Origin of the sequence: Bradyrhizobium manausense (assembly GCF_001440035.1) — a bacterium.
GTDB lineage: Bacteria > Pseudomonadota > Alphaproteobacteria > Rhizobiales > Xanthobacteraceae > Bradyrhizobium > Bradyrhizobium manausense.
The window spans coordinates 24,040-35,153 of the sequence record NZ_LJYG01000006.1; the positions used below are offsets into that span (position 1 = coordinate 24,040).

9 protein-coding genes are annotated in these 11,114 nt (G+C 64.6%); 1 reads left to right on the forward strand and 8 read right to left on the reverse strand.

Annotated elements, in window-relative coordinates:
* Positions 1-71 precede the first annotated feature (71 nt).
* From AOQ71_RS01585 to AOQ71_RS01615, 7 genes are all read right to left on the reverse strand, one after another.
* Positions 72-962: a crotonase/enoyl-CoA hydratase family protein gene (locus tag AOQ71_RS01585; protein WP_057740918.1), complete on the reverse strand. Its 891-nt coding sequence runs from the start codon at positions 960-962 to the stop codon at positions 72-74.
* Between the two features lie 140 nt (positions 963-1,102).
* A complete protein-coding gene (locus tag AOQ71_RS01590; protein WP_057740920.1) occupies positions 1,103-2,524 on the reverse strand; it encodes an amidase in 1,422 nt (473 codons plus the stop codon).
* 2 nt (positions 2,525-2,526) lie between these two features.
* Positions 2,527-3,690, reverse strand: coding sequence for a M20 aminoacylase family protein (locus AOQ71_RS01595; protein WP_057740923.1), 1,164 nt, complete (start codon positions 3,688-3,690; stop codon positions 2,527-2,529).
* A gap of 218 nt (positions 3,691-3,908) precedes the next feature.
* Positions 3,909-5,558: an ABC transporter ATP-binding protein gene (locus tag AOQ71_RS01600; RefSeq protein WP_057740962.1), complete on the reverse strand. Its 1,650-nt coding sequence runs from the start codon at positions 5,556-5,558 to the stop codon at positions 3,909-3,911.
* 153 nt (positions 5,559-5,711) lie between these two features.
* Positions 5,712-6,599 (reverse strand): ABC transporter permease, encoded by an 888-nt coding sequence (locus tag AOQ71_RS01605; protein ID WP_057740926.1) that lies wholly within the window; start codon positions 6,597-6,599, stop codon positions 5,712-5,714.
* Positions 6,600-6,619: 20 nt separating this feature from the next.
* Positions 6,620-7,561 (reverse strand): ABC transporter permease, encoded by a 942-nt coding sequence (locus AOQ71_RS01610; RefSeq protein ID WP_057740929.1) that lies wholly within the window; start codon positions 7,559-7,561, stop codon positions 6,620-6,622.
* Positions 7,562-7,802: 241 nt separating this feature from the next.
* The gene (locus tag AOQ71_RS01615; protein WP_057740931.1) at positions 7,803-8,933 is read right to left on the reverse strand and encodes a M20/M25/M40 family metallo-hydrolase; all 1,131 of its coding nucleotides are present in this window, start codon (positions 8,931-8,933) and stop codon (positions 7,803-7,805) included.
* A gap of 282 nt (positions 8,934-9,215) precedes the next feature.
* Between AOQ71_RS01615 and AOQ71_RS01620 the strand changes: the two genes are divergently transcribed.
* Positions 9,216-10,826, forward strand: a complete 1,611-nt coding sequence (locus AOQ71_RS01620) for an ABC transporter substrate-binding protein (RefSeq protein ID WP_057740933.1) — start codon at positions 9,216-9,218, stop codon at positions 10,824-10,826.
* An 87-nt stretch (positions 10,827-10,913) separates the two neighbouring features.
* On the opposite strand, the gene AOQ71_RS46580 is transcribed toward AOQ71_RS01620, so the two are convergent.
* On the reverse strand, positions 10,914-11,114 hold a 201-nt coding region (locus AOQ71_RS46580), incomplete at its 5' end, for a hypothetical protein (RefSeq protein WP_205668184.1).

Sequence of the window (11,114 nt, forward strand, 5' to 3'; positions counted from 1 at the left end):
CCCGAAGGGCGAACCCGGAATCTCGAGATCCCGGGTTCAATGCTTCGCATCGCCCGGGATGACGCTTCGCGTCACTTGTACTCCCGTTCCGTCCACCACGGGAAATAATCCGGCATGTCGCTCGACACCTTGTTCTTGAACTGCGCCGGCCGCTTCTCCAGGAACGACACCACGCCTTCCCTCACATCGTCCGAGCGGCCGCGGGCATAGATGCCGCGGCTGTCGATCTTGTGCGCTTCCATGGGATCGTCCGCACCCATCATGCGCCACATCATCTGGCGGATCAGCGCGACCGACACCGGCGCGGTCTTGGCGCAAAATTCCTTGGCGAGCGCGCGGGCGGTCGGCAGGAGATCGTCGGGCGCCACGACCTTGCTGACGAGGCGACCGGCGAGGGCCTCCTGGGCCGGGAAGACGCGGCCCGAATAGCACCATTCCAGCGCCTGCGAGATGCCGACGATGCGCGGCAGGAACCAGCTCGAGGCCGCCTCCGGCACAATGCCGCGCTGGGAGAACACGAAGCCGAAGCGCGCGGCCTCGGATGCGATGCGGATGTCCATCGCGAGCTGCATGGTGACGCCAATGCCGACCGCGGGACCGTTCACCGCGGCGATCACGGGCTTGAGGCACTTGAAGATGCGCAACGTCACCTGGCCGCCGCCGTCGCGCACCTGCGGGTCGCTGTAATCGACCCTACCGTCCGCGAAACGCTTGACCGGTCCGCGCCGCGCGTCGCGATCGAATGTATCGGCGCCCGACGACAGATCCGCACCCGCGCAAAAGCCGCGACCGGCGCCTGTGACGATGATGGCACGGACATTGTCGTCCTTGTCGGCGGCGTCGAACGCGTCGATCAGCTCTCCTTGCATCTGTGCGTTGAAGGCGTTGAGCTTGTCGGGCCGGTTCAGCGCGATGGTGAGGATCTGCTCGGCGACCTCGTATTTGATCGTCTGATACGCCATCGATGGTTTCCTTCCTGTCGTTCTTGAATCAATTCTGTCATTGCCGGGCTTGACCCGGCAATCCATCTTTTTTGATGACGATGGATGCGCGGGTCGAGCCCGCGCATGAGGAGTTGTGCTGAGACGCTACGTGCGTGTCGCTACTTCGCCGGCGGCCTCGGCCACGGCCTCTGAGGGCCGCGCAGGCCTTCGAACGCCTTGGCCAGGCCGAGCACGCCGATATCGTCGAAGCGGCGGCCGATGATCTGCACGCCGATGGGAAAACCGCTGGCGTCGAAGCCGCCATTGATGGTGACGGCCGGGTTCTCCGACATATTCCACGGCACGGTAAAGGCGATGTGTTCGAACGGCCGCATCGGATCGTTGGTGGGCGAGGCCCAGTCAGCCGGGTAGTTCACGTTCGGCGCCGACGGCGAAATCACATAGTCGAGCTCGCAGAACAGTTTTGACGCCGCCGCGCGGATCGCCATGGTCTGGTTGAAGCCTCTGATAACATCGACGCCCGAAAGCTTTGCGCCTGAAGCGCCCCATTTGAAAATGTAGGGCAGCACCTTTGCCTGGTCGGCCGGCGTCAGTTTCGACAGATCGTCCCACATCCGCGCGCGCCAGAAATTGTCGAGGCCGTCGAGCATCTCGCGCGTCAAGATGCCGTTGACCTCGGTGACGACGCTGCCTGCGGATTCGAATGCCTTTGCGGCCTTCACCGCGACCTCGCGGACGGCCCTTTCCGCCGGCAGGCCGACGCCGGCATCGAGCATCAGGCCGATGCGCAATTTGCGCGGCGACTTCTCAAGTCCCTTCCAGTTCAGCGGCTCCGCCGGCAGGCTCATGCCGTCGCGCCGATCGGGCTTGGCGATCACGCTCATCATCAGCGCGCAATCATCGACCGTGCGGGTCATCGGGCCGGCGACGCGGCCGACATAGGGGGGATCGATCGGCACGCGGCCAAAGCTCGGCTTCAACCCGACAAGGCCACACCAAGCGGCGGGTAACCGCACCGAGCCGCCGATATCGGTGCCGAGATGCAGGGGGCCATAGCCCGCTGCGCCGGCCGCGCCTGCGCCCGCGCTGGAGCCGCCGGGATTCTTGGAGAGGTCCCAGGGATTGCGCGCCAGCGCATGGAACGAAGAGAGCCCCGAAGACAGCATGCCGTAATCGGGCATGGTGGTCTTGGCGAAGATGATGCTGCCTGCCTCACGCAAGCGCGCGGCGGGCGGCGCGTCCTTCTCGGCCGGCACCAGCTTGACGCTCGCAGCGCCCAGCGGCACCGGCACGCCCTTGGTCGCGATGTTGTCCTTGATCGTGACAGGCACGCCGTCGAGCGGGCCTGACGGCTCGCCTCCGGTCCAGCGCGCGGTCGAGGCTTTTGCGGCCTCGCGCGCGCTGTCAGGATCGAACGCATAGAGCGCCTTCAGATGCGGCTCCCACGCAGCGACATGCGCGAGCAGATCCTCCAGCACCTCGCTTGGCGAGAATTGTTTTGCCCGATAGCCCGCGATCAGATCGACCGCGGAGAGATCGTGCAGCGAGGTGATCGCATCCTCAGCACTCTTCTTCTGCATTGCTAACCGACCGGCATGCGCGTTTCGACGATCCGGGCGAACATGCTGGCGCCGATCGGCAGGATCTTGTCGTCGAGCACGAAGCCGGGATTGTGCACGGGCACGGAGCCGTCATGGCCGACCCAGAAATAGGCGCCGGGAATGGTCTCCAGCATGTCGGCAAAATCCTCGCTGCCCATCTTCGGCTGGCTGCGGGTGATCACCTTGGCGGGGTCGACGACGGTGCGCGCGACCTCCTCGACCACCTTGGACTGCTCGACCTGGTTGACCAGCACGTTGAAGGTGTCGCGGATGTCGACGTCGATCACGCAATTATAGGCGCTGGCGATGCCGGCGCAGATGGTGCGGATGCGTTCGCTGACGAGAGTGCGGACTTCCTTCGAGAAGGTGCGGATGGTGCCGCACAGATGCGCATCGCCGGGAATGACGTTGTAGGCGGAGCCGGCATGGATCTGGGTGATCGACACGACGGCGGCCTGGAGGGGCTCGACGTTGCGGCTGACGATGGTCTGGATCGCCTGCGCCAGCGTGGTCGCGATGATCACCGCGTCCTTGGAGCGCTCGGGCATCGCGCCATGCGCGCCATAGCCGGTGATGCGGAGATCGAAGAAATCGGCGCTGGCCATGGCCGGGCCCGGCAGGATCGCGATCTCGCCGTGGTTGAGATCGGGCGCGTTGTGCAGGCCGTAGAGCTCGTCGCACGGAAACTTCTCGAACAGGCCGTCCTTGATCATGGCGCGGGCGCCGCCGAGGCCTTCCTCGGCCGGCTGGAAGATCAGGTGCACGGTGCCGTCGAAATTCCGTGTCTCGGCGAGATAGCGCGCGGTGCCGAGCAGCATGGTGGTATGGCCGTCATGGCCGCAGCCGTGGAAACGGCCGGGGATTTTCGAGCTCCATTTCAGATTGGTGTTCTCTTCCATCGGCAGCGCGTCCATGTCGGCGCGCAGGCCAATGCGCTTGCTGCCGGAACCCTTGCCCTTGATGACGCCGATCACGCCGGTGCCGCCGAGACCGCGATGCACCTCGATGCCCCAGCTTGCCAGCTTGTCGGCGACGATGCCGGACGTCCGCACCTCCTCGAAGCCGATCTCGGGATGGGCGTGGAGGTCGCGCCTGATAGCGGTCAGTTCGTCGGCATAGCCGTCGATGCGGTCGATGGTGGGCATGTGGTCCTTTTCCGTCAGCGAGTGGAAGCGCGCGACGTTAGCCCCGCCTTCGCGGCAAGGGCAAGCAACGAGACAATCGCGCCACGCATGGGCTCAAGCTGTTTTGGGAATGCTTGCCGCGCACACCGTCATTGCGAGCGCACCGAAGCAATCCAGGATCGCTCTGCGGAAACCGTCTGGATTGCTTCGCTGCGCTCGCAATGACGCGGGGAGAGAGTTTAGGCGCTCGCCCCCACGCCCTCCGACACCGGCCGGAAATTCGCAAAATCCCAGTGGCGGCCCGGGGCGGCATCCAGCAGCGCCCTGGTGTAGGCCTCCTGCGGATGCGTCAGCACCTCTGCGGCAGGACCCTGTTCGACCACGCGGCCATGCTGCATCACCACGACCTCGTCGCAGATTTGCGCGGCGACGCGCAAATCATGGGTGATGAACAGGATGGCGATGCCGAGCCGCTTCTGGATCTCGTCGAGCAGGTCCAGCACCTGGGCCTGCACCGAGACGTCGAGCGCGGAGACCGCTTCATCCGCGACCAGCACGTCAGGGTCGAGCGCAAGCGCCCGCGCAATCGCGATGCGCTGGCGCTGGCCGCCGGAGAATTGGTGCGGATAGCGCGAGACGGCGTCGGCGGGGAGGCCGACCAGCTCGAGCAGCTCGCGGGCACGCTTCATGGCGTTCGCATGCGAGACGCCGTAATTGATCGGGCCTTCCGCGATGCTCTCGCCGACGCTGACGCGTGGATTGAGCGAGCGATAAGGATCCTGGAACACGATCTGGATCTTCTGCCGGTGCGGCTGCAGCAGCCGGCGCGAGATGTCGGAGATCTCGCGGCCGGCGAGGCGCACGCCGCCCGAGGTCGGGTCGATCAGGCGGACGATGCAGCGCGCCACCGTCGACTTGCCCGAGCCGCTCTCGCCGACGATGCCGAGGGTGCGACCCTTGCGCAGCGTCAGCGTCACCTTGTCGGCGGCGACGACCTCGCGGCCTTTGCCGAAGAAGGCGCGCTCCTTGTAGACCTTGCTGAGATCGTTGGCCTCGAGCACGACGGGCTCACGGCTGTCCTCACGCGGCGGCCGTGGCACCAGGCTCGGCACGGAGGCCAGCAAATTGCGGGTGTATTCCATCGTGGGATTGCGCAGCACGGTGTCGAGCGGGCCGGTCTCGACCAGCCGGCCCTGCCGCATCACCGCGACGCGGTCGGCGATCTCGGCGACCACGCCCATGTCATGGGTGATGAACAGCACCGCGGTGCCGTGATCGCGCTGCAGCTCGCGGATCAGCGACAGGATCTGCTTCTGCGTGGTGACGTCGAGCGCGGTGGTCGGCTCGTCCGCGATCAGCAGCTTCGGCTCCAGCACCAGCGCCATCGCGATCATGATGCGCTGGCGCTGGCCGCCGGAGAGCCGGTGCGGGTAGGAGGCGAAGATGCGCTCGACCTGGGGCAGGTGGACCTGCTCCATCATGTCGAGGATGCGCCGCTTGCGTGCCCTGGCGTCGAGCCTGGTGTGGGCGCGCAGCACCTCGTCGATCTGGCGGCCGACCGGCACGACAGGATTGAGCGCGGTCATCGGCTCCTGGAAGATCATCGCCATCTTGGTGGCGCGCAGCTGACGCAGGCGGCGATCGGTCGCGGTGAGGATTTCCTCGCCGACGAGCTTCACGCTGCCGCCTGATGGAACCAGCGTGCCCTTCGGCAGCAGGCCCATCGTGGTGAGCGAGGTCACCGACTTGCCCGAGCCGCTTTCGCCGACGAGGCACAGCGTCTCGCCTTCGTGGACCTTTATCGAGATGCCGTCGATGATCTTCGGCCCGCCCGTTTTCTTGCCGACGGAGACGACGAGATTGTTGATGTCGAGGACTGGGTTGGTCACGTCATTTCTCTCCGCCGTCATTCCGGGGCGCGCGTAGCGCGAACTACGGTGCGCAATTGCGCACCTGAGAATCCATCGGGCCGCAACTCAAGAGGTGAAATGGATTCCGGGTTCGCGACTTCGTCGCGCCCCGGGATGACAGCGTCATTCCCATCACTTCCCCTCCCGCTGCTTCATGCGGGGATCGAGGGCGTCGCGGGCGGCGTCGCCGATCAGGTTGATGCTGAGGATGGCGATCGAGAGCAAAAGGCCCGGCCAGAAGATCAGCGTCGGCTTGAGCTGAAAGTACTGCCGGCCCTCGGCCATGATGTTGCCCCAGGTCGGCGTCTCCGGCGAGATGCCGGCACCGAGGAAAGAGAGGATGGCCTCGGTGAGGATGGCGGAGGCGCAGACATAGGTGCCCTGGACGATCAGCGGCGCGATCGTGTTCGGCATCAGATGCCGCCACATGATTTTCGGCAAGGACGAGCCGACCGAGATCGCGGCTTCCACATAGGGCTCCTCGCGCGCGGACAGCACGACCGAGCGCACCAGGCGTGCGACGCGCGGGATCTCGGGGATGGTGATCGCGACCAGCACCGTCCAGATGCTCGCGCCCGACAGCGAGACCACGGCGATCGCGAGCAGGATGCTCGGCATCGCCATCAGGCCGTCCATGACGCGCATCATCACGGAATCGACCAGCTTGAAGAAGCCGGAGACGAGACCGATCGCGAGCCCGATGGCGATCGAGAGGATCGCCGAGCCGATCCCGATCAGGAGCGAGATGCGGCCGCCATAGATGACGCGCGACAGCAGGTCGCGGCCATAGGCATCTGTGCCGAGCAGGAATTGCGCCGACGCCGGCTTGAGGCGCAGCGAGGGCGCAAGCTGGATCGGATCATGCGGCGCGATCAGCGGCGCCAGGATCGAGATCAGCACGATCAGCGCAAGGCAGATCGTGGCCGTCGCGATGATCGGCGTCGAGGTGAGGAATCCGAGGCGCGGCCGCAGCGGCGACGTGATCGGAATCGAGGACTGCGGAAGGCTATCGACCGTCATCGTTGTTCTTGTCCTTAGCCTTAGTAGCGGATGCGAGGATCGAGCAGCGTGTAGGCGACGTCGATCAGCAGGTTGACGACGACGTAGATCAGCGAGGTCAGCAGGATCATCGCCTGGATCACCGGATAGTCGCGCGCCAGCACCGCATCGACGGTGAGGCGGCCGATGCCGGGAATGTTGAACACGCTCTCGGTGACGACGACGCCGGAGATCAGCAGCGCAAAGCCGGTGCCGATCACGGTGATGACGGGCACGGCGGCGTTGCGCAACGCGTGCCGCAGCATCACCGCGACCTCGTTGATGCCCTTGGCGCGCGCCGTGCGCACATAGTCTTCGCCCAGCACATCGAGCATGGCCGCGCGCGTCATGCGCGCGATCAGCGCGATGTAGATGAAGGAGAGCGCGCAGGTCGGCAGGATGATGCGCTCGAAGAACGGCCCGAAGCCTGCGCTGATGCTCTTGAAGCCCTGCACCGGCACCCAGCGCAGGTCGATCGCGAAGACTTCGATCAGGAGATAGCCGACCACGAACACCGGCACCGAGAAGCCGAGCACCGACAGACCCATCACGAAGCGGTCGATCCAGGTGCCGTGCTTCCAGGCTGCGATGGCGCCGAGCGGCACTGCGACGATGACGGCGAGGATGATGGTCGACAGCGCGATCGAGATCGACGGCTCGACGCGCTGGCCGATCATCTTCATGACAGGCAGGTTGGAGATCAGCGAGGTGCCGAGATCGCCATGCAGCAGCTTGTTCACCCAGGTGATGAACTGCACGATCAGGGGCTCGTTGAGGCCGAGCGAGGTGCGGATGCGCTCCAGCCGCTCCGGCGTCGCATTGTCGCCGGCGAGGATCGCGGCGGGATCGCCGGGCGTCAGCCGCAGCAGCAGGAACACGAAAAGCGCGACGACGCCCATCACGGGCACGGCGGCGAAGATTCGGCGAAGGAGATATCCGAGCAAGTTGGATCCGTCAGATGAGAGTCAAATCGTCGGCAACGGTCATGGCCCGTTCTGCCATCAGCCTAACATTTCAGCAATTCCCGTGCCATCAAGGCCACAGATTTCGCAGTGCGGCCACGTGTTTGACGCTGGTCCCGTAGGGTGGGCAAAGCGGAGCGTGCCCACGACCTTTTTCGATTGGAGACCGATGGTGGGCACGGCGCAAGCGCGCCTTTGCCCACCCTACAGGACGGCGTCTGGATCACTCTAGCGTCGCCAGCAGTCCCGCCATCAACCGGCCGCGATCAACCAGGCTCTCGACCTCGATATACTCCTCCAGCGTGTGGGCATTGCCGCCGCGCACGCCAAGCCCGTCGAGCGTCGGAATGCCCATCGCGCCGGTGAAGTTACCGTCGGATCCGCCGCCGGAACTCGCATGGGGTAGCTCCGCGCCGAGAGATTTGGCGATGCCGCGCGCCTTTTCATACAGCGCGAGGGTGCCGGCATCCGGCTCCCACACCGGCCGCGTCACGCCGCGCGTCACCTTGAAGGTGACGTCATTGGTGGTGCCCGACAGCGCCAGCATGCGTTCGACGCCGCGGTCGAGATCGGCCTGGCGCTTGGCCATCGACAGCGCTTCGCCGGTGGCGGTCGTGGCAACGCAATTCACCCATTGCCCGCCATGCACGATGCCGACCGAGAAGGTGCAGTCCTCGGTCGTCATCGCGTCGATCGCAAGAATCTGCCGCGCCATCTCGCGGATGGCAGAACGTCCGGCCGACAAGGTCGCGCCGGCATGGCTCGGCCGTCCGGTCGCTTCCAGATTGAAGCGCGCGATGGCGTAACGTCCGGTGGTGACGCCGTTGTCGGCGCGGCCGGGCTCGGGCACCAGCACATATTTGTTGCGCGCGGCTTCCGCCTCGATGAGGTCGCGTGTCGAGGGTGTGCCGACTTCCTCGTCCGGCGTGAACAGGATGGTGATCGGCAGCGGCGTGGTGAACGACGCGCGCGCCAGCTGCCGGATCGCTTCCAGCGACAGGTAGTTGCCGCCCTTCATGTCGAAGATGCCGGGGCCGTAGCAGCGGTTGCCCTCGCGCCGCCACTTCAACTTCTCGATGGTGCCGACCGGGTGGACCGTATCCATGTGTCCGGCGATCAGGATGCCCGGCTCGCCCTGCCTCGGATGGGGAAAACGCGCGCGAACGGCGCCGCCGAAGCCCTGACGGCCGGCGATGCGTTCGATGGTCGCACCCATGATCGCCATATCGCGCGCCGCGATATCGAGCATGCGGTTCACCGCGCTCGCATCCCAGGTCGGGCTCTCGCATTCCACCCAGGTGCGCAGGCCCTCGAGCATGGCCTCGGAATCGAAGGGAAGATTGGCTGGATTCATCTTGATGTCTCTCAGGCTTCGAAAGATGGAACGCTCATTGCAAGGTGCAGGCGAGACGAGCAGGCAGGACTGGCGGAGTTGAGTTGTAGAGCCAATCCGGTCTTTGTGGAGCCCGCAGCTGCGCCGCAAGGGCCTGCACCGAAACCGGATTGACGCGCTCAAGACTGTCTGCAAGTCTCGAAAAGACAAAGGCATTGCATGAGGTTAGTTCGCCTAAAGAACGCACCGAATGCTCAACCAATAATCCGCCTTTGAACAGTTTCACGTCAGGAGAAACTTTATATGTTCCACTTGATGCGCATGGGGCGTCGCGCGTTCGCCTCCAAGCTTGCGCTGTCGGTCCTCGCGCTTTCGACCGCACTGGCCTCGCCAGTGCTTGCGGCCGGCAAGACCATCACCGCGGTGATGCATTCGGATCTGCGCATCATCGATCCGATCTTCACCACCGCCTACATCACGCGTGACCATGGCTACATGGTTTACGACACGCTGATCACGACGGATGCGAACTTCAAGATCCAGCCGCAGATGGCGGACTGGAAGATCTCCGACGACAAGCTCACCTACACCTTCACGCTGCGCGACGGCCTGAAGTGGCATGACGGCACGCCGGTGACGGCAGAAGACTGCGTCGCCTCGCTGAAGCGCTGGGCCGCCGTCGACGGCATGGGCCAGAAGCTGATGGATTTCACCGCCAGCATCGAGGCGACCGATGCCAAGACCATCACGCTGAAGCTGAAGGAGCCCTACGGTCTCGTTCTCGAGTCGATCGGCAAGCCGTCCTCGCGCGTGCCGTTCATGATGCCGAAGCGGCTCGCCGAGACGCCTCCGGACAAGCAGATCCCCGAGCAGATCGGCTCCGGCCCGTTCAAGTTCGTGCAGGGCGAATTCCAGCCCGGCGTAAAGGCCGTCTACGAGAAGAATCCGGATTACGTGCCGCGCAAGGAGCCGGCGAGCTGGACCGCTGGCGGCAAGGTGGTGAAGGTCGACCGGGTCGAATGGATCACCATGCCGGACCCGCAGACCGCGGTGAACGCGCTGCAATCGGGCGACATCGATTTCATGGAAGTGCCGCCGTGGGATCTCTTGCCCGTGCTTGAGGGCAATCCCGACCTCAAGGTCGAGACGCTGAACAAGTTCGGCTATCAGACGCTCGGCCGCATGAACTTCCTCTATCCGCCCTTCGACAATCCGAAGATCCGCCGCGCCGCGCTGCTGGCGATGAACCAGAAGGACGTGCTCGACGCGCTCGTCGGCAATCCCAAATATTACAAGATCTGCGGCGCCTTCTTCATCTGCGACACGCCGTTCGCGACCGATGTCGGCTCGGAATCGCTGGTCAAGGGCAACGGCATGGCGGAAGCCAAGAAGCTGCTCGCCGAATCCGGTTATGACGGCACACCCGTCGTCGTCATGGTGCCCGGCGACGTCGTGACGCTGAAGGCGCAGCCGACGGTCGCGGTGCAGCTGCTCCGCGAAGCCGGCTTCAAGGTCGATGCGCAGGCGACCGACTGGCAGACGGTGGTGAGCCGCCGAGCCAGCCAGAAGCCCCCGAAGGAGGGCGGCTGGAACATGTTCTTCACCAACTGGGTCAGCGCCGACGTGTCCAACCCGATCTCCAATCTCTCGATCGGCGGCCAGGGCAAGAAGGGCGGCTGGTTCGGTTGGGCGGAGGACGCCAAGATCGAGCAGCTCAAAAATGACTTCGTCCACGCTGCCTCGCTCGACGATCAGAAGAAGATCGCGACCGAGATCCAGAAGGAAGCCTATGACCAGGTGATCTACATTCCGCTCGGCCAGTATCTGGCGCCGAGCGCCTGGCGGAAGTCGCTGTCCGGCGTGCTCGACGGTCCGGCAACGCCGGTGTTCTGGAACATCGACAAGTCGGAGTAACGTAGGCAAGGGATGAGGCGCGTCCTGCACCTTCATCCCATCAACACGCGGCGCCGCTGTCATGAGCGGCGCCGTTGTCTTTTGCCGTTACACGTCTTTTGCCGTTGCGCCTTCGGCGAGAGCCATCGCTGAAAGCAGCGCCTTTAACTCTTCCCATTTCCAATTGTTGCTATTTGTTTCCAATATGAAGTAAGTGATTTGCCGCCCAATACTGCTTGCTTCCTTTTGATTTGAGTCTCGTGCCGATCGATTTTGCATTCCAGGCGATGGCCGAACGATCGGATCGCG

Bases quoted from the DNA above. Each gene is read 5' to 3' on its own strand.
- AOQ71_RS01590 (WP_057740920.1), bottom strand. From the start codon at position 2,524: ATGCAGAAGAAGAGTGCTGAGGATGCGATCACCTCGCTGCACGATCTC.
- AOQ71_RS01595 (WP_057740923.1), bottom strand. From the start codon at position 3,690: ATGCCCACCATCGACCGCATCGACGGCTATGCCGACGAACTGACCGCT.
- AOQ71_RS01620 (WP_057740933.1), top strand. From the start codon at position 9,216: ATGTTCCACTTGATGCGCATGGGGCGTCGCGCGTTCGCCTCCAAGCTT.
- AOQ71_RS01585 (WP_057740918.1), bottom strand. From the start codon at position 962: ATGGCGTATCAGACGATCAAATACGAGGTCGCCGAGCAGATCCTCACC.
- AOQ71_RS01615 (WP_057740931.1), bottom strand. From the start codon at position 8,933: ATGAATCCAGCCAATCTTCCCTTCGATTCCGAGGCCATGCTCGAGGGC.
- AOQ71_RS01605 (WP_057740926.1), bottom strand. From the start codon at position 6,599: ATGACGGTCGATAGCCTTCCGCAGTCCTCGATTCCGATCACGTCGCCG.